We start from the raw sequence: 26,581 nt of genomic DNA, 5'->3' as shown, positions 1-26,581 counted from the left end.
GCGCGGGGGTGTCGGGCTCGGTCGCTCGGGTCACTTGGGGGTGACCACCTTGTAGTTCTTGGGGACCTGGGCGTCCGGCCGGCGCAGGTACAGCGGGCGCGGGGCCGGCAGTTCCTCGCCCGCCGCGAGCTTCTCGGCGGCCAGCCGGGCGAGGGCGGCGGCGGAGACGTGCTCCGGCTCGTGCGCTCGGGGGAAGGTGTCCGGGTAGAGCAGCGCGCCCGCGCCGACGGCCGGGAGACCGGCGACCTGCTCGGCGATGTCGGCCGGCCGGTCCACGGCGGGGTCGGTGAGCCGGGTGCGCGAGTCGGCGTAGCGCGCCCAGTAGACCTCCTTGCGGCGGGCGTCGGTCGCCACGACGAAGGGGCCGCTGGCGATGTCGGCGGCGAACGCGAGGCCGTCCAGGGTGCACAGACCGTGCACCGGCACGCCGAGCGCGAGCCCGAAGGTGTCGGCGGTCATCAGCCCGACGCGCAGACCCGTGTAGGGGCCGGGGCCGATGCCGACGACGATCCCGGTGACGGCGTCGAGCCCGTGGCCGGCCTCGGCGAGGAGACGGTCGACGGCCGGGAGCAGCAGCTCGCCGTGCCGGCGGGCGTCCACCTGACTCGAGGAGGCGATGACGTCCGTGCCGTCGTGCAGCGCGACGGTGACGGCGGGGGTGGCGGTATCCAGAGCGAGCAAGAGCACGCCAACAGCCTACGGCTCCCCGGGGGTGTGCAGGGCGCCGTGGGGCGGGCACACCGGGGCACCGCGCGGCGGCCGGCCCCGACACGCCCCACTCCCGGCACGGCCGCCCCGGCCCGGGGCACCGCGACTGCTAACGTCACCGCGAAACGGAACATTGGGACCAAATACGACGAAGGGGTGGTCTCCGGTGGCCGCTGGGAGCGCGTTGGTCGTGGCCGGGCTCACCGCGGCGGCCCTCGGGACGGTCGGAGTACTGGCCTTCCGGGCGGCGGTGACCGCCCCCTCGGATCTCGGCGCGCCGCGGGCCGACGTCCCCGCCGCCGCGCACAAGGCGCCCCGGAACGAGGAGGACCCCGCGGCCCTGCCGACGGGCTCGGGCAACGGGCGGCGGGTCGTGTACTCGGTGGACGACGACCGGGTGTGGCTGGTGGACGCGGACGGCGACGTCCGGCGGACGTTCGAGGTCACCCCGGGCAGCGTGGACCCGGCGCCGGGGGTCTACGCGGTCACGTCCCGGTCGAGCACCGTGACCGGCACCGACGGCAAGCCCGTGGAGCACGTCGTGCGCTTCACCGAGGTCGACGGGGTGCCCATCGGCTTCAGCGCGGCCGTGGACGGCTCGATGCCGCTGCCGAACCCGATGGTGCGGACGGGCGGGATCCGCGAGAGGCGCGCGGATGCCGCCGCGATGTGGACGTTCGCGACGATCGGACACCGCGTCGTGGTGATCCGCTGAGGGACGGCGCTCGCCCCGCCGACAACCGGCGCGTGCCCGCCGAGCGACCTGGTGTCAGGCGGCTTCGCGGTGCCCCATCCGCTCCCGCCGCTCCGCCTCCACCGACGGCTCGGGCGCGCGCGGCGGCCGGGAGACGGCGTCCGCCGCCGCACAGGAGGCCAGCAGATCACGCATGGACACCCCGGCGCGTGCGAAGGGCCGCGGCTGGGCCTTGGGCTCGGTGGCCGGCATGGGCGCCTCCTGGAGGACCGGGGCGGGTCTGGTTAGGTGCACCTAACCAGGAACTGGATACCATGTGACCACGCACAAGACGCCGAACGCAACATCTTGCCGACGTCTTGTCGGAACCTTCATACGAACCAGCGAACCGCACACCGCGAACCCGAACCGCGAGGCACCCGCCGCACACCGCGAACCCGCACCGCGGCCCGAACCGCGAGGCACCCGCCGCACACCGCGAACCCGAACCGCAAGCCACCCACCGCAAGGCCCCGCACCGCAGGCAACGCGCCGCGAGCCCCGCACCCCCACCGCGCGCCGCGCACACCGGCCCGGCGTCCGGCACCCGACGGGGCCGAGGCCGGCCTCAGGCCGCCAGGACGCTCAGGTCCGCCGACGCCCACCGTTCGCCCAGACCGGTGACGGTCACGTGCCGCACCTCGTCGGTGGTGTCCCCGACGGCCCGGTGGATCCTGATCTGGAGCCGCTCGTCGGTGAGCTCCTCGACCTTCCCCTCGCCCCACTCCACGACGATCACGGACTCGGGCAGGGACACGTCCAGGTCCAGGTCCTCCATCTCGTCGAGGCCGCCGCCGAGGCGGTAGGCGTCGACGTGCACGAGCGGCGGCCCCTCCCCGAGCGAGGGGTGGACCCGGGCGATCACGAAGGTCGGGGAGGTGACGGCACCCCGGACGCCGAGCCCCTCGCCGAGCCCCCGGGTGAGGGTCGTCTTGCCCGCGCCGAGCTCCCCGCTGAGCATGACGAGGTCGCCGGCGCGCAGCAGCTTGGCCAGGCGGCGGCCCAATTCGCGCATCTGCTCGGGGGAGTTGACGATGAGCTCGGTCTCAGCCGGGTTGTGCGGTGCTGCTGGTGCTTCCATAGCCACCCACGGTAGCCCCTGCGGGCACGGCACCCGCGCGCGTGAGCAGGTCGGCGAGGCGGTCGGTGACCACCTCCGGGTGCTCCAGCATCACCAGGTGCCCGGCGTCCGGCACCAGCACCAGTTCGGCGTCCGGCAGCAGGTCGGCGATGGCCTCGCTGTGCTCGCTGGGCGTGACCAGGTCCCCGATGCCGGCCAGGACGAGCACCGGCATGTCCTGGAAGCAGGCGAGCGCCTCGGTCTTGTCGTGGTCGGTGAAGGCCGGGTAGAACTCGGCGACCACGTCGATGGGCGTGCCCTCGATCATCCGCTCGGCGAACCGGGCGACGGCCGGGTCGACGTCCCGCGACGCGAAGGAGTACCGCTTGACGACCCCGGCGAACAGGTCCGCGGTGGCCCGCCGCCCCTTCTCCACCAGCTCGGCCCGCTGCCCCAGCAGCCGCAGCACGCCCGGCAGCACCCGCCGCACGGCGTTCACGCCCGCGACCGGCAGGCCGAAGTTCACCTCGCCGAGCCGCCCGGAGGACGTCCCGACGAAGGCGGTGGCGACGACCCGCTCGCGGATCAGCTCCGGGAACTGCGCCGCGAGCGCCATCACCGTCATCCCGCCCATGGAGTGACCCACCAGCACGATCGGGCCCTCGGGCGCGGCCGCGTCGATGACGGCCTTGAGGTCCCGCCCGAGCTGGTCGATGGTGACCGGCGTCTCGTCCCGCAGCTGGGCGGCCCCGCGCGCCGACCGCCCGTGGCTGCGCTGGTCCCAGTGCACGGTCCGCACGACGCCCCGCAGGGCCGCCCGCTGGAAGTGCCAGGAGTCCTGGGTGAGGCAGTAGCCGTGGCTGAAGACGACGGTGACGGGCAGCGGCGCCTTGCGGCCGAAGAGCCGGCGTCTGCGGGGCGCCGGGCCGCCCTCGGGCTCGACGTCGTCGACCTCGTAGTACAGCTCGGTGCCGTCGTCGGCGGGCGCCCTGCCGGGGGTGCCGCGCAGGGCGCCGTACGGGCCGGCCGCGTCGAGGGCGAGGCGGGCCTTGGCGCGCATCCCGCGGCCGACGGTCATCCGCTCCAGCGCCACGCCCGCGGCGGCGCCCGCCGCGACCACGCCTATCGCGGCGCCGGCGAAACCGGTCGCGCGGCGCCAGCCCCCGGCCGCCCCCGTGGCGGAGGCGGCGACGGCCGCCGAGGCGGCACTCGCCACCGCCTCCGCACTGCTCTCGCTCACGAACCGCTCCTCTTCGCCGGGTTCCGGGTGGTGTCACGGGTGCCGGCCCACCGGCCGTTCACCCGTCTTCTCGTTCCTCGTTCACATGAACGCATGCCCACGCACACGTACCTTCACAGGGGTCGCACGCACGGGGCGCGCTCAGCGGCGGGCGTTCACGCGGACTCGCCCGCACGGGTCTCACCCACATAGACGCGCGGGACGCGCGCTCCGATGCGCGTGACGATCTCGTATCCGATCGTCCCCGCGGCCTGCGCCCAGTCCTCCGCCGTGGGCTCGCCGCGGTCGCCGGGGCCGAAGAGCACGGCCTCCGCGCCCTCCCCCGGCTCGTCCCCGCCGAGGTCGACGACGAACTGGTCCATCGCGATCCGGCCCGCGACCGTCCGCCACTTGCCGCCGACCAGGACCGGCCCGGCCCCCGAGGCGTGCCGCGGGACGCCGTCGGCGTATCCCAGGGGGACCAGGCCGAGGGTGGTCTCGCCGGGGGTCGTGTAGTGGTGGCCGTAGCTCACGCCGTGCCCGCCCGGAACGTGCTTGACCAGGGCCAGCGCGGCGGTGAGCGTCATGACCGGGCGCAGGCCCAGGTCAGCCGGGGAACCGATGCCCGGATTCGGTGTGAGGCCGTACATCGCGACGCCCGGACGGACGAGGTCGAAGTGGGACTCCGGGACGGTGAGCGTGGCCGGGGAGTTGGCGATGTGCCGCACCTCGGGCCGCACGCCCTGCTCCTCGGCGTACGCCACCATCTCGTGGAAGCGCGCCAACTGGGCGGCGACGGAGGGGTGTCCGGGCTCGTCGGCGCACGCGAAGTGCGACCACAGTCCGGTGACGCGCACGAGCCCCTCGGCCTCCGCCCGCAGCGCCTCGGCGACCAGTTCGGGCCAGTCGGCGGGCTGGCAGCCGTTGCGCCCGAGGCCGGTGTCCGCCTTCAGCTGCACGCGCGCGGTCCGCCCGGCGAGCCGGGCGCCCTCGACGGCCTCCCGCAGGGCCCACATCCCGCTCAACGACAGGTCGAGCCCGGCCTCGACGGCCTCCCGCCAGGGCCCGCCCGGCGTCCACAGCCAGCACATGATCCTGACGTCCGCCGGCAGCCCCGCCTGCGCGCGCAGCGCGAGGGCCTCCTCGGGCGTGGCGGTGCCGACCCAGGTGGCACCCGCCTCGACGGCGGCCCGGGCGCACGGGACCGCGCCGTGGCCGTACCCGTCGGCCTTCACCACGGCCATGAACGCCGCCCCCGGCGCCTTGGCGCGCAGCGCCCGGACGTTGGCCCGCAGCGCGGACAGGTCGATCTCGGCGCGGGCGCGCGGCGGTGCGGCGGCGGGCCGCTGTGCAGTCTCACTCATCGTGCCCAGTGTCTCAGAGGGCCCGGACACCCCCTCAGTGCCGGGCCCGAGCCCCCGCGCGTCCACCCGGTCGCCCGCCTCCGCCGCACGCCTCCTCGGAGCTCCGAACGGAACAAAAGGGAGCGATCCGCTCGCGGCGTCCGGTGCGTGCGATCGCAAGGCGACGGAAGCTCCTCGTAGCGAAGTCACCAGGGGCTATCGGCAACGCGGCAGGCGAGCGTGCGTGCCGGACGCCGCGAGCCGGGCTCCCTTTCTGTTCGGAGCTCTCAGGGGCCCTTGCACTGTGAGCGCCCGACCAGGCCGCGTCGTCCGGTGCCGTGCATCGCAAGGCGCGGAGAGTCCTTGTGGCGGAGTCACCACGGCTTTCCGGCCATGCGGCGAGGTGCGATACCGGGCCGCGCGGCCCGGGCGGGCACAGTGCAAGGACTCCTCAGGCGCACACGTCCCGCCAGGCCTCCGCCACCGCCCTCGCCACGTCGCCGGCCGCCACCGGCGCCCCGTCCGCCGCGAACCGCCCCGCCAGCCCGTGCAGGTACGCCCCGGCGCTGCCCGCGTCCAGCGCCGACAGGCCCGCCGCCATCAGCGACCCCGCGAGCCCCGACAGGACATCCCCGCTGCCGGCGGTGGCCAGCCAGGACGTGCCCGTGGGGTTCACCCGCGCGGCCCCGCCGGCGGCGTCCACCACCACCGTCGTGGACCCCTTCAGCAGGACCGTGGCCCGGTAGCGCGCCGCCAACTCGCGCGCGCAGGCCAGCCGGGACGCCTCCACCTCCTCCCGCGCCACCCCGAGCAGCGCGGCGGCCTCCCCCGCGTGCGGGGTCATCAGCGTCGGCGCCGTGCGCCCGCGCACCGCGTCGGCCTCCGCCAGCCGCAGCCCGTCCGCGTCGACCAGCACCGGCACGTCCGCCGCCAGCACCTCCGCGACGGTCCCGGCGTCTTCCCCGGCACCCGGTCCGACGACCCACGCCTGCACCCGCCCGGCCTGCCGGGGCCCCTTGTCCGACACGAGCGTCTCGGGGAACCGCGCGAGCACGGCGTCCCCGGCGGGCCCGACGTACCGCACGGCCCCGGCGCCGCCGTGCAGCGCGCCCGCGACGGCGAGCACCGCGGCGCCCGGATAGCGCGCGGACCCGGCCGCGATGCCGACGACCCCGCGCCGGTACTTGTCGCTCTCGGCACCCGGCACCGGCAGCAGCCGTGCCACGTCGGCGTGCTGCAACGCCTCCAGGTCGGCCTGCGGGGGCAGTTCGAGGCCGATGTCGACGAGCCGCACCGACCCGGCGTACGCACGCGCCGGGTCGACGAGCGAGGCGGGCTTGTGCGTTCCGAAGGTCACCGTCAGATCGGCCCGCAGGGCGGGCCCCCGCACCTCCCCGGTGTCCGCCTCGACCCCGCTCGGCAGGTCGACGGCGACGACGGCGGCGCGGGACTCCTCGACGAGGGCGGCCAGCGCGGCTGCGTCCGGACGCAGCCCGCCCCGGCCGCCGATGCCGACGATGCCGTCGACGACGAGGTCGGCCCGCCGGACCGGTGCCTCGGCGGCGGACGGCTCGACGGTGGTGCCGCCCGCCCGGCGCAGCGCGGCGAGCCCCCTGGCGTGCGTCCGCTCGGGTGCCAGCAGCACGGCCGTCACCCCGGCCCCTCGCCGGGCGAGCCGCGCCCCCGCGTACAGGGCGTCACCCCCGTTGTCCCCGCTGCCCACCAGCAGCACGACGCGCCGTCCGTAGACCCGCCCGAGCAGGTCGGCGCAGGCGGCGGCGAGTCCCGCGGCCGCCCGCTGCATCAACGCCCCTTCGGGCAGGCGTGCCATCGACTGCCGCTCAGCGGCCCGGACCGTCTCGACGCAGTAGGCAGTACGCATGGCTCCCAGTCTCACACCCGCGCCCACCGCCGGTGCGGCGGCTCACCCCTCGGCGACCACCACCGCCGAGGCCACCCCCGCGTCATGACTCAACGACACGTGCCAGGACTGCACGCCCAGTTCGGCCGCGCGCGCCGCGACCGACCCCTTCACCCGCAACCGGGGCTGCCCGCTGTCCTCGACGTACACCTCCGCGTCGGTCCACAGCAGCCCCGCCGGGGCACCCAGCGCCTTGGCCAGCGCCTCCTTCGCCGCGAACCGCGCCGCGAGCGAGGCGGGCCCGCGCCGCTCCCCGCTGGGCAGCAGCAACTCGCTCTCCAAAAACAGCCGGCGCGCCAGTCCGGGCGTCCGCTCCAGCGACGCCGCGAACCGGTCGATCTCGGCCACGTCGATACCGACCCCGATGATGCTCATACGCGCACCTTACGGAGGCCCGGTCCCCCGACCGCGCTGTCAGTGCCGCCTGCTAGCCTGCGGCGACTTGATCACCACACGCACATCACATGTTCACACCACTCACATCGGCCATGTGAGTCACATCGGGCACATCACCGCGCACAGGCCCGGGGGGCCGGCCGGCGCAGGGCGACGCCAGGGGGCGGAGGAATGAGCAGGACCAGCAGCGACACACCCACGGGTGCGGGGCCGACCTTCGACCCGTACGACAACACACCCGAGCTGATCCCGCTGCGCACCGCCGCGCAGGCCGGCGACTGGCCCGCCGTCCGGGCCTTCTTCACCGGGCTGGAGTCCCCCGACCGGCTGTGCGCGGCCTCCGCGCTGCTCTCCGAGATCCCCGGCGTGGAGAACTTCCTGGAGCGGGCGGTCGCCGAGCTGCCCGGCGACCCGCTGCCGCGCACGCTCCTCGCCGAGCGGTACGTGCACATCGGCTGGGACATCCGCAGCGGCGCCCGCGCCCAGCACGTCTCTCGGGACCAGTTCGACCAGTTCCACGCCTGGCTGCGCCGCGCCGAGCAGATCCTCATCGAGGTCTGCGCCGAGCAGCCCGGGTACGCACCCGCCTGGACGGTCCGGCTGACGACCGCCCGCGGCCTCGAACTGGGTCAGGCCGAGGCGCGCCGCCGCTACGACCGGCTCAGCGCCCACCACCCCCACCACTACCGCGCGCAGACGCAACTGCTGCAGCAGGTGTGCCCCAAGTGGGGCGGCTCCTGGGAGGCCGCGCACGGCTTCGCCGCCGAGTGCACCAAGGCCGCCCCCGACGGTTCGGTCACCGGCACCCTGGTCGCCCTCGCCCACATCGAGCACTGGCTCGACCTGGACGGCGGCTCCGACACGGCCTATCTGCGGGGCGTGCGGGTCCGCGACGACCTGCGCTTCGCCGCCCAGGTGTCGGTGCTGCACCCCGCCCACCGGCCCGACTGGAGCACGGTCGGCGCGCACAGCGCGTTCGCGCTGGCCCTCTCGCTCGGGGGCCACTTCGCCGACGCGGCACCGCACTTCGCCTTCCTCGGCGACCGCGCCACCGAGTACCCGTGGAGCTATGTGAACGACGCGAAGGCGTCGTTCCAAACGTTCCGCCGACTGGCCACGGAGACCCGAGGGGGCCGCACCGCATGACCACCGACCTGCACGAGGAGGGCCTCGCCGCGCTCGACGGCCTGGTCTCCCACGCCACCGTCCAGGGGATACCCACCCTCTACGCCCCCGCCCCCGGCAACGAGATCACCGCCGGCCTCTTCTTCCGGGTGGGCCGCGCCGACGAGACCCTGGCCACCGCCGGGATCACGCATCTCGTCGAGCACCTCGCCCTGCACCGCCTCGGCCTGTCCGACCTGCACTACAACGGCGCGACGGCGAACGCGTACACCCTCTTCCACGTCACCGGCGGCGAGGAGGAGGTCGTCTCCTACCTCAACAGCGTCTGCGCGGGCCTGCGCGAGCTGCCGATGGACCGGCTGGAGACCGAGAAGGAGATCCTGCGCACGGAGGCCGCCGGCCGCGGCGGCGGACCCCACCACCAGATGCCGCTGTGGCGTTACGGCGCACGCGGCTACGGCCTGTCCAGCTACAACGAGCTCGGCACCTGGAGCCTGACCCCCGAGCAGGTCCGCCAGTGGGCTGGCACACGCTTCACCCGGGACAACGCGGTGCTGTGGATCACCAGCGACCACGTGCCCGACGGTCTCGACCTCACGCTGCCCGCCGGCACCCGCTTCCCGGCGCCCGCCGCGACCAGCGCCCTGCCCGTCACCCCCGCCTACCTCCGCGGCGACGACGGCCACGTCGTCTTCACCTCGGTGCTGCGCCGCTCCACCGCCGCCTCCGTCTTCGCGGACGTCCTCGGCCGGGCACTCTTCCAGGACCTGCGCCAGGAAGGCGGCTACTCGTACTCGGCGGAGGCCGACTACTCCCCGCGCGACGCCGACTTCGCCACCCTCACCGCGTACGCCGACGCGCTGCCGCAGAAGCAGGACGCGGTCGTCGGCGGCTTCGTCGACACCCTGGCCCGGTTGCGCGCCGGCCGCATCGAGCAGTCCGAACTGGACTCCGTGCGCACCAAGCTCCTCAAGCGGTACGACGCCCCCGACCTGGAGGCCGCCGCGCTGCCGTCGTACGCGCTGAGCCTGCTGCTCGGGCACCGGATCCTCTCCCCCGAGCAGCACCGGGCCGAACTGAACGCGGTGACCCTCACCGACCTGCGCGAGGTGGCCCGCCAGGCGTGGGACGCGGGGCTGTTCCAGGTGCCGGGACGCGGCGTCGACTGGGCGGGCTTCACCCCGGCCCCCCAGTTCTCCGCCGACGCCGTCGTCGGCACCCGCCACCAGTCCCTGGAGGACGAACGGGTCACCCTGGTCATCGGCACCGAGGGCGTCAGCCTGATCACACCCCACGGTCCCGTCACCGTCCGCTACGACGCCTGCTCGGCCATGACCGCGCGCCCCGACGGCGCCCGCGTCCTCACCGGCCACGACGCCTTCTCGGTCACCGTGGAACCGACCCTGTACAAGGGGGTCACCCCGGAACGCATCGCCGCCCTGGACGCGGCCGTGCCCGCCGAGGTGGTCGTCCGCATGCCGCCCCGCGCCGCCGACGCCGTCCCCCGGCCACCGGAACGCACCGCCACCACGACCTCCGGCCGCTCCACCTGGCCCTGGACGCTGGCCCTGTGGCTGGTCGGGGCCCTCGCGGCGGTCTGGGGCCTGCTCTGCGCGGTGATCACCGCGGACGAGGCGACGGCGGCGGCCCCGGAATGGGGCGTCGTGGCGACCGTGTGGATCCTGGAGGTCCCGCTGGTCCTGGTGTCGTGGAAGCTGTACGCGGCGCGCAGGCACAGACGGGGCTGAGGTGGCGGCCGCGCCCCCGTCGCCGCGGCCGGCCGCGCCCCCGTCGCCGCGGGCGGTCGGGGGCACGGAAAACCGCGCGGCCGGCCGGCGACACCCCGCACTCACCCCCGCGCCGCTCCGCGAAGGCGCGCTACTCCACGGTCACGGACTTCGCCAGGTTCCGCGGCTGGTCCACCTCGTTCCCCCGAGCCGTCGCCAGCTCGCAGGCGAACACCTGCAGCGGAACCGTCGCCACCATCGGCTGCAGCAGGGTCGGCGTGACGGGCACCCGCACCAGGTGGTCGGCGTAGGGGACGACCGCCTCGTCCCCCTCCTCCGCGATGACGATGGTCCGCGCCCCCCGCGCCCGGATCTCCTGGATGTTGGACACGATCTTGTCGTGGAGGACGGACCGGCCCCGAGGCGACGGCACGACCACCACCACCGGCAGGTCCTCCTCGATCAGCGCGATCGGCCCGTGCTTGAGCTCGCCCGCCGCGAAGCCCTCGGCGTGCATGTACGCCAGCTCCTTCAGCTTCAGCGCGCCCTCCAGCGCCACCGGGTAGCCCACGTGCCGCCCCAGGAACAGCACGGTGTTCTTGCCCGCGAGCGACCGCGCCAGCTCCCGCACCGGCTCCATGGTCTCCAGCACCCGCTCGACCTGCCCGGAGATCTGGGCGAGGTCCCGGATCACCGCCCGGATCTCGTCGCCCCACTTGGTGCCGCGCACCTGTCCCAGGTACAACGCCACCAGGTAGCAGGCCACCAACTGCGTCAGGAACGCCTTGGTCGACGCGACCGCGACCTCCGGCCCGGCGTGCGTGTACAGCACCGCGTCCGACTCGCGCGGGATCGTCGAGCCGTTGGTGTTGCAGATGGCCAGCACCTTGGCGCCCTGCTCACGGGCGTGCCGCAGCGCCATCAGCGTGTCCATGGTCTCACCGGACTGGGAGATGGCGATCACCAGCGTCTGCTGGTCCAGGATCGGATCCCGGTAGCGGAACTCGCTCGCCAGCTCCACCTCGCACGGGATCCGCGTCCAGTGCTCGATGGCGTACTTGGCGATGAGCCCGGCGTGGAAGGCCGTACCGCAGGCGACGACGACGACCTTGTCCACCTCCCGCAGCACGCCCGGCGGGATCCGCACCTCGTCGAGCGTCAGCGAACCGGCCGCGTCGATGCGCCCCAGCAGGGTGTCGGCGACCGCCTTGGGCTGCTCGGCGATCTCCTTGAGCATGAAGTAGTCGTAACCGCCCTTCTCCGCGGCCGACGCGTCCCAGTCGACGTGGTACGAGTGCACCTCGGCCGGAGCCCCGTCGAACCCGGTGACCGTCACCCCGTCCCGCCGCAGCTCCACCACCTGGTCCTGGCCCAGCTCGATCGCCGAGCGGGTGTGGGCGATGAACGCGGCGACGTCCGAGGCGAGGAAGGCCTCGCCCTCCCCGACACCCACCACGAGCGGCGAGTTGCGCCGGGCGCCCACGACCACGTCCGGTTCGTCCGCGTGCACCGCGACCAGCGTGAACGCGCCCTCCAGCCGCCGGCACACCAGCCGCATGGCCTCCGCCAGGTCGGCGGTGGCGGAGAACTCCTCGGCGAGCAGGTGCGCCACGACCTCGGTGTCGGTCTCGGAGGTCAGCTCGTGCCCGCGCTCGGCCAGCTCGGCCCGCAGCAGCGCGAAGTTCTCGATGATGCCGTTGTGCACGACGGCGACGCGCCCCCCGTTGTCGAGGTGGGGGTGGGCGTTGGCGTCCGTCGGGCCGCCGTGCGTGGCCCACCGGGTGTGGCCGATGCCCGTGCCGCCGGTCGGCAGCGGCCGGTCGACGAGTTCCTTCTCCAGGTTGAGGAGCTTGCCCGCCTTCTTCGCGGCGGCGAGCCCGCCGTCCGCCAGCACGGCGACTCCCGCCGAGTCGTAGCCCCGGTACTCCAGCCGCTTCAGCCCGGCCATCACGACCTCGAGCGCCGACTGCGACCCCACGTATCCCACGATTCCGCACATGCGCCGCAGCCTACGACCGGATCGCCGCCCGAAAGGCCCTTCGCGTGCCCGGATTCGGAAATTCCCACCGCCGAATCGCCCGCCTGCGGACCGGAAACCGGGCCGCCGGGTGACGGACCCCACCCGCCATCCCGTTCAAACTCCGTTAACAATGGACTGTGATCTCTCCGGTCTCCCCGATCCCCCGGAGCGCCCACCGGCACAGGCCGGAGGCGACTCCCTACGTCGACCTCACCCGCCGCGAGTGGAGCGCGCTGCGCGACAAGACGCCGCTGCCGCTGACCGCCGAGGAGGTCGAGAAGCTGCGCGGCCTCGGCGACGTCATCGACCTCGACGAGGTACGGGACATCTACCTGCCGCTGTCGCGTCTGCTCAACCTCTACGTCGGCGCCACCGACGGTCTGCGCGGCGCCCTGAACACCTTCCTCGGCGAACAGGGCTCCCAGTCCGGCACGCCGTTCGTCATAGGGGTCGCCGGTTCCGTCGCCGTGGGCAAGTCGACCGTCGCGCGCCTGCTGCAGGCCCTGCTCTCCCGCTGGCCGGAGCACCCCCGCGTCGAGCTGGTCACCACCGACGGGTTCCTGCTGCCCACCCGGGAGTTGGAGGCCCGCGGCCTGATGTCGCGGAAGGGGTTCCCCGAGTCCTACGACCGCCGCGCCCTCACCCGCTTCGTCGCCGACATCAAGGCCGGCAAGGAGGAGGTGACGGCCCCCGTCTACTCCCACCTCATCTACGACATCGTCCCCGACCGGCGGCTCACCGTCCGCCGCCCCGACATCCTCATCGTCGAGGGCCTCAACGTCCTGCAACCGGCCCTCCCCGGCAAGGACGGCCGCACCCGGGTCGGCCTCGCCGACTACTTCGACTTCAGCGTGTACGTCGACGCGAGCGGCGAGGACATCGAACGCTGGTACCTCAGCCGGTTCAGGAAGCTCCGCCAGACGGCCTTCCAGAAGCCGGACTCCTACTTCCGCAAGTACACGCAGGTCTCCGAGGAGGAGGCCCTCGACTACGCCCGCACCCTCTGGCGCACGATCAACAAGCCCAACCTCGTGGAGAACATCGCCCCCACCCGCGGCCGGGCCACCCTGGTCGTCCGCAAGGGCCCGGACCACAAGGTGCAGCGGCTGCGTCTGCGCAAGCTGTGACGCCGGTCGGCGGGCGGTGACACCGGCCTGTTAGAAAGGGCGTCATGCTGCACCTGCGCCTGATCACGCCGACCGAGAAGACCGACGACGTGGTCCGCCTGATCGAGAACACCGTCGGCACCGCCCACCTGGTGGTGCTTCCGGGCGCCGCGCGCAACCCGGCCGGCGATGTCGTGCTGTGCGACGCGGCACGCGAGGCGGGCGACGAACTCCTCAGCTCACTGAAGGAGTTGGACCTGGAGGCCTGCGGCTCGATCGCCGTCGAGAACATCGACCTGTCACTGTCCCGGCGCGCCGACGAGGCCGAGGCGGAGGCACCGGGAGAGGGCGCGGACGCGGTGCTGTGGGAGCACCTCGCCGACGCGACGCGCGAGGAGTCGACCCTCTCCGTCACCTACCTCGCGTTCATCACCCTGGCCACGATGATCGCGGCCTGCGGTGTGGTCCTGGACAACGCGATCCTGATCGTGGGCGCCATGGCGGTGGGCCCCGAGTTCGGCCCGCTGGCGGGCATCTGCACCGCGGTGGTCCAGCGCACCCCGCGACTGGCCCTGCGTTCCCTGACCGCCCTGCTGGTGGGCTTCGCCGCGGCGATGGCGGTGACGGCGGGCTTCAGCCTCTTCATGGACGCGGTTGACCTCTTCAGCAAGGAGCAGCTGGAAGCCGACCGTCCGAACACGGGCTTCATCTACGCCCCGGACTGGTTCTCCTTCGTCGTGGCCGTCCTGGCCGGAGCCGCCGGCACCCTCTCCCTCACGTCCGCGAAGTCCGGCGCCCTGGTCGGCGTGGCCATCTCGGTGACCACGGTCCCGGCCGCCGCGAACGCGGCCGTGGCCCTGGTCTACGGCGACACCAACCAGACCCTGCGCTCCTCGGAACAGCTCCTGCTGAACCTGCTGGGCATCATCCTGGCCGGCACCCTGACCCTCATGATCCAGAAGTGGTTCTGGGCGAGACAACGCCGACGCGACCAGACGGAGCTCTGAGAGCTCCGAACAAAAGGGGAGGCCGCTCAGCTCGCGGCGTCTGGGGCATGCGATCGCAAGGCGCCGGAAGCTCCTCGTAGCGGAGCTACCAGGGGCGTCCCCTCTGTTCGGAGCCCTGAGGGCTTGAGGAACCGCGCGGCCGGCCGCGACGAACCCGCGGCCGGCCGGCAGGAAACCCGCGCTCCCGGTGCTAACCCAGCGCGGACTTCACGGCGTCGGCCAACCGCCCGGCGACGGACCGGGCCTGCTCGATGTCAGCCGCCTCGACCATCACCCGCACCAACGGCTCGGTCCCCGAGGGCCGCAACAGCACCCGCCCGGTGGTCCCCAGCTCCCGCTCGGCCTCGCCGACGGCGGCCGCGAGCTCCGCGGAGGAGGAGACCCGGGACCTGTCCACGTCCGGCACGTTGACCAGCACCTGCGGCAGCCGCTCCATGACGGACGCCAGCTCCCGCAGCGTCTTCCCGGTCTCGGCGACCCGAGCCGCCAGCATCAGGCCCGTCAGCGTGCCGTCACCGGTGGTCGCGTGATCGAGGATGATCACGTGCCCGGACTGCTCCCCGCCCAGCGCGTACCCGTGCTGCTTCATCTCCTCCAGCACGTACCGGTCACCGACGGCGGCCCGGACGAGCTGGATGCCCTCCCGTTCCATGGCCAGCTTGAAGCCGAGGTTCGACATGACGGTCGCGACGACGGTGTCGGACCGCAGCACGGAGCGCTCCCGCATGGCGAGCGCCAGCACCGCCAGGATCTGGTCCCCGTCGATCTCCTCGCCGGTGTGGTCCACGGCCAGGCACCGGTCCGCGTCCCCGTCGTGCGCGATGCCGAGGTCGGCGCCCTGCTCGACGACGGCGGCCTTCAGCTTGTCCAGGTGCGTGGAACCGCAGCCGTCGTTGATGTTGAGCCCGTCCGGCGACGCGCCGATCGTGATGATCTCCGCGCCCGCCCGCGTGAACGCCTCCGGCGAGACCCGGGCGGCGGCGCCGTGCGCCTCGTCCAGGACGATCTTCAGCCCGTCGAGCCGGTTCGGCAGGACGGCGATCAGGTGGGCGACGTAGCGGTCGAACCCCTCGTCGTAGGAGCGCACGCGTCCGACACCCGAGCCGGTCGGCCGGTCCCAGGGCGCGCCGGTGCGGTGCTCCTCGAAGACGGACTCGATGCGGTCCTCGAGCTCGTCGGCGAGCTTGTGGCCCCCGCGCGCGAAGAACTTGATGCCGTTGTCGGGCATGGCGTTGTGGCTGGCGGAGAGCATCACACCGAGGTCGGCACCGAGCACGCCGGTCAGGTACGCGACGGCCGGGGTCGGCAGCACGCCCACCCGCAGGACGTCCACGCCCGCGCTCGCCAGGCCGGCCACCACGGCCGCCTCCAGGAACTCCCCGGACGCGCGCGGGTCCCGTCCTACGACCGCCACCGGCCGGTGGCCCTCGAAGGTGCCCGCCTCGGCCAGCACATGCGCCGCCGCCACGGACAGGCCGAGTGCCATCTCGGCCGTGAGATCCGCGTTGGCGACACCGCGCACGCCGTCCGTGCCGAAGAGTCGTCCCACTTGCCCTCCTGAGGAAGCGTCAGTTTCGGTAGTCGTGCCGGCGTCACGGATGGTCGGCGCGGCTCTCGCGTCCAGGCATTGCATGCCCTGAACATCCGATCACACAAGCCTTTGAGCACCTTGTGCCGTTATACGCCCACGACTGCGATAAAACGAACGCCCCGGTGGCACGTTGGCGTGCCGCCGGGGCGTTCGGAGTACGTGCAGGCAGCGGTGATCAGCGCTTGCTGTACTGCGGGGCCTTGCGGGCCTTCTTGAGACCGGCCTTCTTGCGCTCGACCGCACGGTCGTCGCGGCGGAGGAAGCCGGCCTTCTTCAGCGCGGCGCGGTTGTTGTCGACGTCCGCCTCGTTCAGCGCGCGGGCGACACCGAGACGGAGCGCACCGGCCTGACCGGAGACACCGCCGCCGGAGATGCGGGCGACGACGTCGTAGCGACCCTCGAGCTCGAGGACCTTGAACGGCTCGTTGACTTCCTGCTGGTGCACCTTGTTCGGGAAGTAGTCCTCGAGGGTGCGACCGTTGATCTTCCACTTGCCGGTGCCCGGGACGATCCGGACGCGGGCGATGGCGTTCTTGCGGCGACCCAGGCCGGCGGCCGGCTGGGGCTCGCCGAAGCGGGAGGCCAGCGACTCCGAGGTGTACTCACCCTCGACGGGGACCTCGGACTCGGTGGTGTAGCTGTCGATGTCAAGCTCTTCGAGCGGCTGCTCGGCAGTGGTCTCGGCCACGGTTCTCCTCAGATTCTCTTCAGCTCGGGGTGGTGTGGCCGGACTTACTGCGCGACCTGGGTGATCTCGAACGGCTGCGGCTGCTGCGCGCCGTGCGGGTGCTGGTCACCCTTGTAGACCTTCAGCTTCGAGAGCATCTGACGGCCCAGCGAGTTCTTCGGGAGCATGCCCTTGACGGCCTTCTCGACGGCCTTCTCGGGGTTCTTGTCCAGCAGCTCGTCGTAGCGGACGGAGCGCAGACCACCCGGGTAGCCGGAGTGGCGGTACGCCATCTTCTGGGTCCGCTTGTTGCCGGAGAGGTGCACCTTGTCGGCGTTGATGATGATGACGAAGTCACCAGCGTCGACGTGCGGCGCGTAGATCGGCTTGTGCTTGCCGCGGAGCAGGGTGGCGGCGGTGGTGGCCAGACGGCCCAGGACGACGTCCTGAGCGTCGATGACGTGCCACTGGCGCGTCACATCGCCGGGCTTGGGGCTGTACGTACGCACGGTTCGTAGCCTTCGCTTCGAGTGAGTGGTCCTGACAAGGTCACCGAAGCGATCACGACAGCCCTGACCGCACTGCGGTGACGCATACCGCGTGCGGGTCGCTGGTCATCGGCCCGGTGGACCGGTGTAAGGGCCCGTCCCGTGAGAATGAGCAAGCCAATACACAACGAACATGCAGGATACCCGTGGCTCCGCGGTCGGGTCAAAACGAGCGCGGCCACCCGTTTCACGTCACGACCGGCGCACACAGCGTGACCCGGCGAACGCCCGGCCCCGCGGGGACCGTTGAGACGGAACAGCACCCGCCGTGCCCCGTCTAAGATGCCGCCCATGAGCTATGGGCAGGGGGGACCTCCGTCACAGTGGGATCCCTGGAAACCGAACTCCGAGCAGCCGTGGAGCAGCGGCGCCACGGATCCGACTCCGGACTGGGCCGCACTCGCGGAGGCGTCCGAGACGCGCAACAAGCGCCGCCGGGTGTTCCTGATAGGCGGGGGCGTGCTCGCGACGCTCGCCGTCGGCACCGCCGTGGCCATGGCCGTGGTGTCGGCGAACGACGGTGACGAGGCGGGCAACCGGCCGACCTCCTCACTGCCCGCGACCGCCGATCTGCCGAGCGCGTCCACCGACCCGTCCTTCGCCCCGACCACGGCCCCGCCGCCGCTGGACCCGAAGGAGTTCGTCTCCAGCAAGGCCAAGGACACGTCCCCCAACGGGCCGGACATCCTCTTCCCGGGCACGCAGCTGACGATGGGCTCCACCGTCTACAAGAAGGCCGCGAAGTCCGACACGACGAGCTGTGCCACCGGCGCCCAGGGCACCCTGCCCAAGGTCCTGTCCGCCAACGGCTGCACCCGTCTCATGCGCGTCACCTACACGCAGAACGGCATCGCGGTCACCGTCGGCGTGGCCGTCTTCGACACCGAGGCCCAGGCACTCAAGGCCAAGGCCGACGCGGACAACAAGAGCATCGTCAAGGCCCTGACCGGCGGCGACGCGAAGGCGTTCTGCAACGCAGCGATCTGCCGCTCGACGACCAACTCCTACGGTCGCTACGCCTACTTCACCCTCACCGGCTTCACCGACGGCAAGGACGTCACGACGAAGGACACGCAGGTCTTCACCACCGGTGACGACCTCGCCGAGTTCGCCTTCCAGCAGATCCGCCGCCGCGGCGAGGCCCAGGCCTCGGCGGCGGCGAACCGGTAGCCCGGCCCTCAGCAGCACCCGGCCCCGGGCAGCGTCCGCCTGTTGCGCGCCTCCTTGGAGCGGGCGGCCAGCAGCTCGTCGGCCGGGTAGCCGACCTCCTCCAGCGTCAGCCCGTGCGGCCGCACGACGTGCACCGCCGAGTCCCGTACGCCGGCCGCGAGCACCTTGCCCGGCCATTCCGGCCCCCGGTGCCCGTCCCCCACGAACAGCAGCGCCCCGATGAGCGAGCGCACCATGTTGTGGCAGAAGGCATCGGCCCGGACGGTGGCGGTGATGATCCCGTCGTCACCCTTGACCAGGCTCAGCTCCTGGAGGGTGCGGATCGTCGTGGCCCCCTCGCGCTTCTTGCAGTAGGCGGCGAAGTCGTGCTCCCCCAGCAGCCGCCGGGCGGCCTCGTTCATGGCGTCGACGTCGAGGGGCCAGTCGTGCCACAGCACGTGGTTGCGCAGCAGCGGATCGACGCCGCCGGGGTTGTCGGTGACCCGGTAGGCGTACCGCCGCCAGACGGCCGAGAAGCGGGCGTCGAAGCCACGCGGCGCCTCCCTCAGGGCCCACACCCGCACATCGCGCGGCAACCGTCCGGCGAGCCGCTTCAGCAGCTTCTCGTGGTGCTCGCGCCAGACGCTCTCCGGCAGGTCGACGTGGGCGACCTGTCCCCGCGCGTGCACGCCGGCGTCGGTCCGCCCGGCCACGGTCAGCTCGTACGTCTCCCGGGACCGCGTGACGGTCCGCAGGGCGTCCTCGATCTCCCCCTGCACGGTCCGCCGTCCCGCGGCCTGCTTGGCCCACCCGGAGAACTCCGTCCCGTCGTAGGACAGGTCCAGCCGCACCCGTACGCACCCGGGCTGTACTTCGTCACTCACACAGAGATCCTCTCAGCAACACGAAAGCGGGCCCGCCCCTCGAAAGGAACGGACCCGCCCACGCCCTGAAGGGCGGCGGAACGCTTACGCGTCCTTCGACTCCTCGGCCGGAGCCTCGTCGGCCTTGGCGTCCTCGACCTTGGCGTCCTCGGCCTCGGTCGTCTCCGCGGCCTTGGCCTCGTCGGCGTCCTTGGCGGCACGCTTCGTCGCGGCCTCGGCCTCACCCGTCGCCTGCTGGGCCACGGTCAGCGCCTCGACCAGCTCGATGACGGCCATGGGCGCGTTGTCGCCACGGCGGTTACCGATCTTGGTGATGCGGGTGTAGCCACCCGGACGGTTCTCGTAGCGCGGGCCGATCTCGGTGAAGAGCGTGTGGACGACGCCCTTGTCCGTGATGACCTGGAGCACCTGACGGCGGTTGTGAAGGTCGCCCTTCTTCGCCTTGGTGATCAGACGCTCGGCGTACGGGCGCAGGCGGCGGGCCTTCGCCTCGGTGGTGGTGATGCGGCCGTGCTCGAAGAGGCTCTTCGCGAGGTTCGCGAGGAGCAGCTTCTCGTGCGCGGCGCTGCCGCCCAGACGGGCACCCTTGGCGGGCTTCGGCATGGTGATTCTCCTAGGTGTCTGCCCCGGCCGTATCAGGTACCGGGGTCAGTATCCGAGCAGGCGGTCGCCCGTCGGAGATCCGAGCAGGCCCCGAGGGGGCCGCTCGGAAAGGGGCACGGGGAACTGCGCGATCAAGCACAGCGCACCCGCACCCAGGTACGGACCGTCTGGCCCGAGCTCTCAGTACTGCTCGGTCTCGACGAACCCGGCGTCCGCGTCGTCGTCCGCGCCGAACGCGTCCGCCGCAGCGGTGGGGTCGAACCCGGGAGGCGAGTCCTTGAGCGCGAGGCCCATACCCGCCAGCTTCGCCTTGACCTCGTCGATCGACTTCGCACCGAAGTTGCGGATGTCGAGCAGGTCGGCCTCGGAACGAGCCACGAGCTCACCCACGGAGTGGATGCCCTCGCGCTTGAGGCAGTTGTACGACCGAACGGTGAGCTCCAGCTCCTCGATCGGCAGCGCCAGGTCGGCGGCGAGCGCGGCGTCCGTCGGGGACGGACCCATGTCGATGCCCTCGGCGTCGATGTTGAGCTCGCGGGCCAGACCGAACAGCTCGACCAGGGTCTTGCCGGCCGACGCCATGGCGTCACGGGGACGCATGGCCTGCTTGGTCTCGACGTCGACGATCAGCTTGTCGAAGTCGGTGCGCTGCTCGACACGCGTGGCCTCGACCTTGTACGTGACCTTCAGCACGGGGCTGTAGATGGAGTCGACCGGGATGCGGCCGATCTCCTGGCCCACCTGCTTGTTCTGCACGGCGGAGACGTAACCGCGGCCACGCTCGACCGTGAGCTCCATCTCCAGCTTGCCCTTGCCGTTCAGCGTGGCGAGGACGAGGTCGGGGTTGTGCACCTCGACACCGGCCGGGGGCGCGATGTCGGCGGCGGTGACCAGACCCGGACCCTGCTTGCGCAGGTACATCACGACGGGCTCGTCGTGCTCCGAGGAGACGACCAGCTGCTTGATGTTGAGGATCAGGTCGGTGACGTCCTCCTTGACGCCCGGCACGGTGGTGAACTCGTGCAGGACGCCGTCGATCCGGATGCTGGTGACAGCAGCGCCGGGGATCGACGACAGGAGGGTGCGGCGGAGGGAGTTGCCGAGGGTGTAACCGAAGCCCGGCTCCAGCGGCTCGATCACGAACCGGGAGCGGAACTCGTCGACGACCTCTTCGGTCAACGAGGGACGCTGAGCGATCAGCATGTGTGGATCAGATCCTTCTTTCGTGGACGCCCGCTATTTGACGCCCGACGGAAACCGCACCCGGTGAAAAGTGCGGGTACTGCAAGGGTACGGGCGGTACGGCCCGAAAGGAGCCGTACCGCCCGACACAACCGCGATGCCGCGAGACGACGCGTGAGACGCGACGACCGTCAGGTCAGAGCCGACGACGCTTCGGCGGACGGCAGCCGTACTGCGACATGTGGAGGGCGACCCCCACACCCCCAGCCGGAGCCGAGCCGCCGCGAGCGCGTGGATCAGACGCGACGACGCTTCGGCGGACGGCAGCCGTTGTGCGGGGTCGGGGTGACGTCCTGGATGGAGCCGACCTCGAGGCCCGTGGCCTGCAGGGAGCGGATGGCGGTCTCACGACCGGCGCCCGGGCCCTTGACGAAAACGTCGACCTTGCGCATGCCGTGCTCCTGCGCGCGACGGGCAGCCGACTCGGCGGCCATCTGCGCGGCGAACGGCGTGGACTTGCGCGAGCCCTTGAAACCGACGTGGCCGGCGGAGGCCCACGAGATCACGTTGCCGGCCGGGTCCGTGATGGACACGATCGTGTTGTTGAACGTGCTCTTGATGTGCGCCTGGCCGTGCGCGACGTTCTTCTTTTCCTTGCGGCGCACCTTCTTGGCAGCGCCCTGACGTCCCTTGGGGGGCATGTCGAAAACTCCTACGGGAGGTGGTCGGTCCTACAGCGAAGACCGCTGGACGGCGAGTCCGCTGCGGACTACTTCTTGCCCGGCTTCTTCTTGCCGGCGATGGCGCGACGCGGGCCCTTGCGGGTGCGGGCGTTGGTGCTGGTGCGCTGACCGCGGACGGGCAGACCGCGACGGTGGCGGAGACCCTGGTAGGTACCGATCTCGACCTTGCGGCGGATGTCGGCCTGGACCTCGCGACGGAGGTCACCCTCGGTCTTGATGTTGTTGTCGACGTACTCGCGGATCGCGACGAGCTGCTCTTCGGAGAGGTCGCGAACACGGGTGTTCGGGTCCACGCCGGTGGCAGCGAGCGTCTGCTGCGAAAGGGTCCGGCCGATGCCGAACACGTAGGTGAGGGCGATCTCCACGCGCTTTTCGCGCGGGATGTCAACACCGGAAACGCGTGCCATTCAATGGCTCCTGGTGATCTTCGGAGGTCTTCCACAGGACCGGCTCCCAGCCGCCGTACGAGGTACGAACTGGGTCCCCGGCCTCCGAACCGGGGGTGTCAGGCAGAAAAAATCCCCGCCTGGGCCCTGCGTATGAACATATTCAGCTCGCGTCGCGCGAAGTATCTGCGGAAGGCAGAGGGGTGTGTCTGTGTGCGATCAGCCCTGGCGCTGCTTGTGGCGCGGGTTCTCGCAGATGACCATGACCCGACCGTGACGGCGGATCACCCTGCACTTGTCGCAGATCTTCTTGACGCTCGGCTTGACCTTCATGGGATGTGAGGTTCTCCGGGTCAGTTGCCGGCAGCCCCGCGAGAACGCGGGGCGTGGGGCAAGATCTACTTGTACCGGTAGACGATCCGGCCACGCGTCAGGTCGTACGGAGACAGCTCCACCACGACCCGGTCGTCAGGGAGGATGCGGATGTAGTGCATACGCATCTTGCCGCTGATGTGTGCCAGGACCTGGTGGCCGTTCTGGAGCTCGACCTTGAACATGGCGTTCGGAAGAGACTCGACGACAGTGCCCTCGATCTCGATGGCACCTTGCTTCTTGGCCACGCTTCGCCCTTCGAATCGACTACCTTGATCGACTCTCCTGCTTTCCCGCCGCGATGAGCGGCGGCCGCATGCGGACATGCGGATACACGAGAGCCGACGAGTCAGTCTACGTCAGCGCAACCGGAAACACGAATCGGGAAAGCCTGCCCCACCGCGGAGATCATTACGCAGGGGGGTCCGGACGGCCTCGATCCCGCTCACGCCAGAGGATCCGGCGCCGCCGTGATGCCGAACTCCGCCAGCTTCGCCCTGCCGGCGTCGGGAGCCGTCAGAACCAGGGGCCCCTGCTCGGTCAGCGCCACCGAGTGCTCCCAGTGCGAGGACCAGGTCCCGTCCGTGGTGATGACGGTCCAGTCGTCCGAGAGGACCTCCGTGCGCGGGGTGCCGAGGGACACCATCGGCTCGATGGCCAGGCAGAAGCCGGGGACCAGCTTCGGGCCCTTGCCGCGGCGGCGGTCGACGTAGTTCAGCAGGTGCGGGTCCATGTGCATCTCGGTGCCGATGCCGTGGCCGCCGTAGTCCTCGATGATGCCGTAGCGGCCGCCGCCGGGCTTCGGCTGACGGCGGATGTACGTCTCGATGGCGCGCGAGACGTCGACGAGCCGGTTGCCCTGCTTCATGGCCGCGATGCCGGCCCACATCGACTCCTCGGTCACCCGGGAGAGCTCGATCAGCTCCGGGGAGTGGCCGGAGCCGACGAACGCGGTGTAGGCGGCGTCGCCGTGCCAGCCGTCGACGACCGCGCCGCAGTCGACGGAGATGACGTCCCCGTCCTTGAGGACGACGTCGTCGGAGGGGATGCCATGGACCACGACCTCGTTCACCGAGGTGCAGATCGTCGCGGGGAAGCCGCCGTACCCGAGGAAGTTCGACTTCGCGCCGTGCTCGGCGAGCACCTTGCGGGCGACCTCGTCCAGGTCCTTCGTCGTCGCCCCCGGCACCGCCGCCTCCCGCGTCGCCGCGTGGATGGCCGCGACGACCAGCCCCGCCGCACGCATCTTGGCGATCTGCTCGGGGCTCTTGATCTGCACCATGGGGACTACGGCCTTTCTGGACCGGAGGACAGGACGAACGCTTCAACGATACGTGGGCGAGCGGGCGGCCACGGCCCCCACACAGCAGCCGCGGCCCCCCTTGCGGGGAACCGCGGCTCCAGGGACGTACGAGCGACTACTGCGCGCCGTCCTCGCGCTTGAGCGCCTTCAGCGCGCGGCCGGTCACCTCGTCCACCGGGCCCATGGCCTCGATGGTCACGACCAGGCCCTGCGCCTTGTAGTAGTCGATGATCGGCTCGGTCTGCGTGTGGTAGACCTCCAGCCGCGTACGGACGGTCTCCTCGGAGTCGTCGTCGCGCTGGTAGAGCTCGCCGCCGCAGACGTCGCAGACGCCGTCCTTCGCGGGCTTCTTGTACGTCACGTGGAAGACGTGCGAGGAGTCGTTGCGGCAGATGCGCCGGCCGGCGATCCGCTTGACGACCTCCTCCTCGGGGGCCTCCAGGTCCAGCACCGCGTCCAGCTTGATGCCCTCGGTCTCGAGGAGCTCGTCCAGCGCCTCGGCCTGCGAGACGTTGCGCGGGAAGCCGTCGAGCAGGAAGCCGCGCTCGGCGTCCGGCTGCTCCATGCGGTCCTTGGCCATGGCGATGGTGACCTCGTCGGGGACGAGGTTGCCGGCGTCCATGTAGGACTTCGCGAGTTTCCCGAGTTCCGTCTGCTGGCTGATGTTGGCGCGGAACAGGTCGCCCGTGGAGATGTGCGGGACACGCAACTTCTCGGCCAGGCGAGTGGCCTGCGTTCCCTTTCCGGCACCTGGCGGCCCGACGAGGACGATTCGCATCAGCGGAGGAACCCTTCGTAATTGCGCTGCTGAAGCTGGCTCTCGATCTGCTTCACCGTCTCGAGACCGACACCCACGATGATCAGGATGCTGGTACCGCCGAACGGGAAGTTCTGGTTTGCCCCGAAACCAACCAACGCCATCGTCGGTACAAGAGCGATCAGGCCCAGATACAGCGAACCCGGCCAGGTGATCCGGTTGAGCACGTAGGACAGGTACTCAGCGGTCGGTCGGCCAGCCCGGATGCCCGGGATGAAGCCACCATACTTCTTCATGTTGTCGGCGACTTCCTCGGGGTTGAACGAGATCGCCACGTAGAAGAACGCGAAGAAAACGATCAGCAGGAAGTACGAAACGATGTAGTACGGGTGGTTGCCCGTGACCAGGTGCTGTTCGATCCAGGTCTTCCAGCTCGAGTTGCCGCTGGAGAACTGCGCGACCAGTGCCGGGATGTAGAGCAGCGACGACGCGAAGATGACCGGGATCACACCCGCCTGGTTCACCTTCAGCGGGATGTACGTCGAGGTCCCGCCGTAGGAACGGCGGCCGATCATGCGCTTGGCGTACTGCACGGGGATGCGGCGCTGGGCCTGCTCGACGAAGACCACCAGGGCGACCATGACCAGGCCGACCAGGATGACCGTGCCGAACTCGATCCAGCCGTCCGCCAGGGTGCCCTGCTTCTTGATGGCCCACAGCGCGGAGGGGAAGGTGGCGGCGATCGAGATGAACATCAGGATCGACATGCCGTTGCCGATGCCGCGGTCGGTGATGAGCTCACCGAGCCACATGACGACGGCCGTACCGGCGGTCATGCAGATGACCATGGTGATGGTCGTGAAGATCGCACGGTCCGGGACGATGTTCGACGCGACGGTGCAGCCGGAGAACAGGGCGCCGCTGCGGGCGGTGGCCACCAGGCCGGTGCCCTGGAGGATGGCGAGCGCCACGGTCAGGTACCGGGTGTACTGCGTGATCTTCGCCGTGCCGGCCTGGCCTTCCTTCTTCAGGGCCTCCAGGCGCGGGATGACGACGGTCAGCAGCTGAAGAATGATGCTCGCCGTGATGTACGGCATGATGCCCAGCGCGAAGACCGTGATCTGCAGCAGCGCGCCGCCGCTGAACATGTTGACCAGACCGAAGAGGCCCTGGTTGCCGGAGGCCTCGTCCACACAGATCTGGACGCTCTTGTAGTCGACACCCGGGATCGGGATGTGGGTGCCGACCCGGTAGACGATGATGATGCCGAGCGTGAAGAGCAGCTTCTTGCGCAGGTCGGGCGTCTTGAACGCCCGGGCGAACGCGGTGAGCACGGTGCCTCCTGCGACCCCCGCGCGTCTGCGTCAAGGGTGACGGTCTTGAGGAATAAGAACAACGACATGTGTAACGGTCCACTGCCGCTCAAGGTGCCCCATGGGAAGCATCTTGTGAAGGTGGGCAGTGCTGGTCACCTTACCGGCGACACGGCTCCCCTAGGAACGACCAACCGGGGATACCCCATTTGTGGGGTATCCCCGGTCGGGATCGCTCAAGTCATCGAGACGCCTGATCTGGTCAGACGAGCTCGGTGACGGTACCGCCGGCGGCGGTGATCTTCTCCTTGGCGGAGCCGGAGACGGCGTCGACCGTCACCTGCAGCGCCACGGAGATCTCGCCCTGGCCCAGGACCTTGACGAGGCTGTTCTTGCGCACAGCACCCTTGGCCACGAGGCCCTCGACCGTGACCTCGCCACCCTCGGGGTAGAGCGCGGCCAGCTTGTCGAGGTTCACGACCTGGTACTCGGTCTTGAACGGGTTCTTGAAGCCCTTCAGCTTCGGGAGGCGCATGTGGAGCGGCATCTGGCCACCCTCGAAGCGCTCCGGAACCTGGTAGCGGGCCTTCGTGCCCTTGGTACCACGACCGGCCGTCTTACCCTTCGACGCCTCACCACGACCCACACGGGTCTTGGCGGTCTTGGCGCCCGGGGCGGGACGGAGGTTGTGGATCTTGAGCGGGTTGTTCTCCGCCAT

28 protein-coding genes are annotated in these 26,581 nt (G+C 71.3%); 6 read left to right on the top strand and 22 right to left on the bottom strand.

Annotated features, from left to right (window positions below; all coding sequences use genetic code 11):
* Positions 1–30: 30 nt before the first annotated feature.
* Complete coding sequence (gene tsaB / locus ACZ4YY_RS19195; protein ID WP_468291154.1) at positions 31–687, bottom strand: tRNA (adenosine(37)-N6)-threonylcarbamoyltransferase complex dimerization subunit type 1 TsaB; 657 nt, start codon at positions 685–687, stop codon at positions 31–33.
* Positions 688–874: 187 nt separating this feature from the next.
* Between tsaB and ACZ4YY_RS19190 the strand changes: the two genes are divergently transcribed.
* Positions 875–1,423: a hypothetical protein gene (locus ACZ4YY_RS19190; protein WP_468291151.1), complete on the top strand. Its 549-nt coding sequence runs from the start codon at positions 875–877 to the stop codon at positions 1,421–1,423.
* Positions 1,424–1,477: 54 nt separating this feature from the next.
* Here ACZ4YY_RS19190 and ACZ4YY_RS19185 read toward each other — a convergent pair whose 3' ends face one another.
* The 6 genes from ACZ4YY_RS19185 to ACZ4YY_RS19160 all read right to left on the bottom strand — a co-directional run bounded on the left by ACZ4YY_RS19185 (position 1,478) and on the right by ACZ4YY_RS19160 (position 7,359).
* Positions 1,478–1,654 carry a hypothetical protein gene (locus ACZ4YY_RS19185; RefSeq protein WP_468291149.1) on the bottom strand — a complete coding sequence of 59 codons (177 nt, stop codon included), beginning with the start codon at positions 1,652–1,654 and terminating at the stop codon, positions 1,478–1,480.
* Between the two features lie 355 nt (positions 1,655–2,009).
* Positions 2,010–2,522 carry a tRNA (adenosine(37)-N6)-threonylcarbamoyltransferase complex ATPase subunit type 1 TsaE gene (gene tsaE, locus ACZ4YY_RS19180; protein ID WP_468291146.1) on the bottom strand — a complete coding sequence of 171 codons (513 nt, stop codon included), beginning with the start codon at positions 2,520–2,522 and terminating at the stop codon, positions 2,010–2,012.
* Positions 2,488–3,741, bottom strand: a complete 1,254-nt coding sequence (locus ACZ4YY_RS19175) for an alpha/beta fold hydrolase (protein WP_468291143.1) — start codon at positions 3,739–3,741, stop codon at positions 2,488–2,490. The genes tsaE and ACZ4YY_RS19175 overlap by 35 nt, the downstream gene beginning before the upstream one ends.
* Before the next feature lie 155 nt (positions 3,742–3,896).
* On the bottom strand, positions 3,897–5,084 hold the full coding sequence (gene alr / locus ACZ4YY_RS19170) for an alanine racemase (protein ID WP_468291141.1): 1,188 nt from the start codon (positions 5,082–5,084) through the stop codon (positions 3,897–3,899).
* Between the two features lie 430 nt (positions 5,085–5,514).
* On the bottom strand, positions 5,515–6,945 hold the full coding sequence (locus ACZ4YY_RS19165; RefSeq protein WP_468291139.1) for an NAD(P)H-hydrate dehydratase: 1,431 nt from the start codon (positions 6,943–6,945) through the stop codon (positions 5,515–5,517).
* 42 nt (positions 6,946–6,987) lie between these two features.
* Positions 6,988–7,359, bottom strand: coding sequence for a holo-ACP synthase (locus tag ACZ4YY_RS19160; RefSeq protein ID WP_468291136.1), 372 nt, complete (start codon positions 7,357–7,359; stop codon positions 6,988–6,990).
* A 192-nt stretch (positions 7,360–7,551) separates the two neighbouring features.
* On the opposite strand from ACZ4YY_RS19160, the gene ACZ4YY_RS19155 reads away from it, so the two are divergent.
* Together ACZ4YY_RS19155 and ACZ4YY_RS19150 are read left to right on the top strand one after the other, a co-directional pair.
* Positions 7,552–8,526 (top strand): hypothetical protein, encoded by a 975-nt coding sequence (locus tag ACZ4YY_RS19155; protein ID WP_468291133.1) that lies wholly within the window; start codon positions 7,552–7,554, stop codon positions 8,524–8,526.
* A complete protein-coding gene (locus tag ACZ4YY_RS19150) occupies positions 8,523–10,253 on the top strand; it encodes a M16 family metallopeptidase (protein WP_468291130.1) in 1,731 nt (576 codons plus the stop codon). Before ACZ4YY_RS19155 ends, ACZ4YY_RS19150 begins: the two co-directional genes overlap by 4 nt.
* A gap of 130 nt (positions 10,254–10,383) precedes the next feature.
* On the opposite strand, the gene glmS is transcribed toward ACZ4YY_RS19150, so the two are convergent.
* Positions 10,384–12,231, bottom strand: a complete 1,848-nt coding sequence (glmS, locus tag ACZ4YY_RS19145) for a glutamine--fructose-6-phosphate transaminase (isomerizing) (protein WP_468291127.1) — start codon at positions 12,229–12,231, stop codon at positions 10,384–10,386.
* A 158-nt stretch (positions 12,232–12,389) separates the two neighbouring features.
* Between glmS and coaA the strand changes: the two genes are divergently transcribed.
* Positions 12,390–13,379: a type I pantothenate kinase gene (gene coaA / locus ACZ4YY_RS19140; RefSeq protein ID WP_468291125.1), complete on the top strand. Its 990-nt coding sequence runs from the start codon at positions 12,390–12,392 to the stop codon at positions 13,377–13,379.
* A 44-nt stretch (positions 13,380–13,423) separates the two neighbouring features.
* Positions 13,424–14,365: a DUF389 domain-containing protein gene (locus ACZ4YY_RS19135; protein WP_468291122.1), complete on the top strand. Its 942-nt coding sequence runs from the start codon at positions 13,424–13,426 to the stop codon at positions 14,363–14,365.
* 190 nt (positions 14,366–14,555) lie between these two features.
* Here the strand turns inward: ACZ4YY_RS19135 and glmM are convergent, their stop codons facing one another.
* The 3 genes from glmM to rplM form a co-directional block, all read right to left on the bottom strand.
* Positions 14,556–15,914 carry a phosphoglucosamine mutase gene (glmM, locus tag ACZ4YY_RS19130; RefSeq protein WP_468291119.1) on the bottom strand — a complete coding sequence of 453 codons (1,359 nt, stop codon included), beginning with the start codon at positions 15,912–15,914 and terminating at the stop codon, positions 14,556–14,558.
* Positions 15,915–16,131: 217 nt separating this feature from the next.
* Positions 16,132–16,644: a 30S ribosomal protein S9 gene (gene rpsI / locus ACZ4YY_RS19125; protein ID WP_468291116.1), complete on the bottom strand. Its 513-nt coding sequence runs from the start codon at positions 16,642–16,644 to the stop codon at positions 16,132–16,134.
* Between the two features lie 44 nt (positions 16,645–16,688).
* A complete protein-coding gene (rplM, locus tag ACZ4YY_RS19120) occupies positions 16,689–17,132 on the bottom strand; it encodes a 50S ribosomal protein L13 (RefSeq protein WP_031034795.1) in 444 nt (147 codons plus the stop codon).
* A gap of 330 nt (positions 17,133–17,462) precedes the next feature.
* Here rplM and ACZ4YY_RS19115 point away from each other — a divergent pair, with 330 nt between their 5' ends.
* On the top strand, positions 17,463–18,341 hold the full coding sequence (locus tag ACZ4YY_RS19115; RefSeq protein ID WP_468291113.1) for a hypothetical protein: 879 nt from the start codon (positions 17,463–17,465) through the stop codon (positions 18,339–18,341).
* Between the two features lie 8 nt (positions 18,342–18,349).
* Here the strand turns inward: ACZ4YY_RS19115 and truA are convergent, their stop codons facing one another.
* The 11 genes from truA to rplO all read right to left on the bottom strand — a co-directional run bounded on the left by truA (position 18,350) and on the right by rplO (position 26,581).
* Positions 18,350–19,204, bottom strand: a complete 855-nt coding sequence (gene truA, locus ACZ4YY_RS19110) for a tRNA pseudouridine(38-40) synthase TruA (RefSeq protein ID WP_468291110.1) — start codon at positions 19,202–19,204, stop codon at positions 18,350–18,352.
* 84 nt (positions 19,205–19,288) lie between these two features.
* Entirely contained in the window at positions 19,289–19,807 is a 519-nt protein-coding gene (rplQ, locus tag ACZ4YY_RS19105) for a 50S ribosomal protein L17 (protein WP_468291107.1), read from the bottom strand.
* 180 nt (positions 19,808–19,987) lie between these two features.
* A complete protein-coding gene (locus ACZ4YY_RS19100; protein ID WP_003966937.1) occupies positions 19,988–21,010 on the bottom strand; it encodes a DNA-directed RNA polymerase subunit alpha in 1,023 nt (340 codons plus the stop codon).
* A 275-nt stretch (positions 21,011–21,285) separates the two neighbouring features.
* Positions 21,286–21,690 carry a 30S ribosomal protein S11 gene (gene rpsK, locus ACZ4YY_RS19095; protein ID WP_010354218.1) on the bottom strand — a complete coding sequence of 135 codons (405 nt, stop codon included), beginning with the start codon at positions 21,688–21,690 and terminating at the stop codon, positions 21,286–21,288.
* A gap of 68 nt (positions 21,691–21,758) precedes the next feature.
* The gene (rpsM, locus tag ACZ4YY_RS19090) at positions 21,759–22,139 is read right to left on the bottom strand and encodes a 30S ribosomal protein S13 (protein ID WP_003974244.1); all 381 of its coding nucleotides are present in this window, start codon (positions 22,137–22,139) and stop codon (positions 21,759–21,761) included.
* 198 nt (positions 22,140–22,337) lie between these two features.
* A complete protein-coding gene (gene rpmJ / locus ACZ4YY_RS19085; RefSeq protein ID WP_003998809.1) occupies positions 22,338–22,451 on the bottom strand; it encodes a 50S ribosomal protein L36 in 114 nt (37 codons plus the stop codon).
* 65 nt (positions 22,452–22,516) lie between these two features.
* A complete protein-coding gene (infA, locus tag ACZ4YY_RS19080; protein WP_003948620.1) occupies positions 22,517–22,738 on the bottom strand; it encodes a translation initiation factor IF-1 in 222 nt (73 codons plus the stop codon).
* Between the two features lie 197 nt (positions 22,739–22,935).
* On the bottom strand, positions 22,936–23,772 hold the full coding sequence (gene map, locus ACZ4YY_RS19075) for a type I methionyl aminopeptidase (RefSeq protein WP_468291104.1): 837 nt from the start codon (positions 23,770–23,772) through the stop codon (positions 22,936–22,938).
* A gap of 136 nt (positions 23,773–23,908) precedes the next feature.
* Entirely contained in the window at positions 23,909–24,571 is a 663-nt protein-coding gene (locus ACZ4YY_RS19070) for an adenylate kinase (RefSeq protein WP_468291101.1), read from the bottom strand.
* Positions 24,571–25,884 (bottom strand): preprotein translocase subunit SecY, encoded by a 1,314-nt coding sequence (gene secY / locus ACZ4YY_RS19065; RefSeq protein ID WP_468291098.1) that lies wholly within the window; start codon positions 25,882–25,884, stop codon positions 24,571–24,573. Before secY ends, ACZ4YY_RS19070 begins: the two co-directional genes overlap by 1 nt.
* A gap of 241 nt (positions 25,885–26,125) precedes the next feature.
* Complete coding sequence (gene rplO / locus ACZ4YY_RS19060; RefSeq protein WP_067018996.1) at positions 26,126–26,581, bottom strand: 50S ribosomal protein L15; 456 nt, start codon at positions 26,579–26,581, stop codon at positions 26,126–26,128.

The organism is Streptomyces sp. NPDC030143 (genome assembly GCF_055573695.1).
The sequence above is the reverse complement of the archived record's forward strand: the minus strand, read 5'-3'. Positions and strand labels throughout refer to the sequence as shown.

Excerpts from the sequence above, each read along its gene's own strand:
- ACZ4YY_RS19135 (WP_468291122.1), top strand. The coding sequence starts at position 13,424 with ATGCTGCACCTGCGCCTGATCACGCCGACCGAGAAGACCGACGACGTG.
- ACZ4YY_RS19165 (WP_468291139.1), bottom strand. The coding sequence starts at position 6,945 with ATGCGTACTGCCTACTGCGTCGAGACGGTCCGGGCCGCTGAGCGGCAG.
- ACZ4YY_RS19100 (WP_003966937.1), bottom strand. The coding sequence starts at position 21,010 with ATGCTGATCGCTCAGCGTCCCTCGTTGACCGAAGAGGTCGTCGACGAG.
- ACZ4YY_RS19150 (WP_468291130.1), top strand. The coding sequence starts at position 8,523 with ATGACCACCGACCTGCACGAGGAGGGCCTCGCCGCGCTCGACGGCCTG.
- tsaE (WP_468291146.1), bottom strand. The coding sequence starts at position 2,522 with ATGGAAGCACCAGCAGCACCGCACAACCCGGCTGAGACCGAGCTCATC.
- map (WP_468291104.1), bottom strand. The coding sequence starts at position 23,772 with ATGGTGCAGATCAAGAGCCCCGAGCAGATCGCCAAGATGCGTGCGGCG.
- rpmJ (WP_003998809.1), bottom strand. The coding sequence starts at position 22,451 with ATGAAGGTCAAGCCGAGCGTCAAGAAGATCTGCGACAAGTGCAGGGTG.
- ACZ4YY_RS19070 (WP_468291101.1), bottom strand. The coding sequence starts at position 24,571 with ATGCGAATCGTCCTCGTCGGGCCGCCAGGTGCCGGAAAGGGAACGCAG.
- rpsM (WP_003974244.1), bottom strand. The coding sequence starts at position 22,139 with ATGGCACGCGTTTCCGGTGTTGACATCCCGCGCGAAAAGCGCGTGGAG.
- ACZ4YY_RS19185 (WP_468291149.1), bottom strand. The coding sequence starts at position 1,654 with ATGCCGGCCACCGAGCCCAAGGCCCAGCCGCGGCCCTTCGCACGCGCC.
- rpsK (WP_010354218.1), bottom strand. The coding sequence starts at position 21,690 with ATGCCCCCCAAGGGACGTCAGGGCGCTGCCAAGAAGGTGCGCCGCAAG.
- glmS (WP_468291127.1), bottom strand. The coding sequence starts at position 12,231 with ATGTGCGGAATCGTGGGATACGTGGGGTCGCAGTCGGCGCTCGAGGTC.
- rplO (WP_067018996.1), bottom strand. The coding sequence starts at position 26,581 with ATGGCGGAGAACAACCCGCTCAAGATCCACAACCTCCGTCCCGCCCCG.
- ACZ4YY_RS19160 (WP_468291136.1), bottom strand. The coding sequence starts at position 7,359 with ATGAGCATCATCGGGGTCGGTATCGACGTGGCCGAGATCGACCGGTTC.
- rplQ (WP_468291107.1), bottom strand. The coding sequence starts at position 19,807 with ATGCCGAAGCCCGCCAAGGGTGCCCGTCTGGGCGGCAGCGCCGCGCAC.
- alr (WP_468291141.1), bottom strand. The coding sequence starts at position 5,084 with ATGAGTGAGACTGCACAGCGGCCCGCCGCCGCACCGCCGCGCGCCCGC.
- ACZ4YY_RS19155 (WP_468291133.1), top strand. The coding sequence starts at position 7,552 with ATGAGCAGGACCAGCAGCGACACACCCACGGGTGCGGGGCCGACCTTC.
- ACZ4YY_RS19115 (WP_468291113.1), top strand. The coding sequence starts at position 17,463 with ATGAGCTATGGGCAGGGGGGACCTCCGTCACAGTGGGATCCCTGGAAA.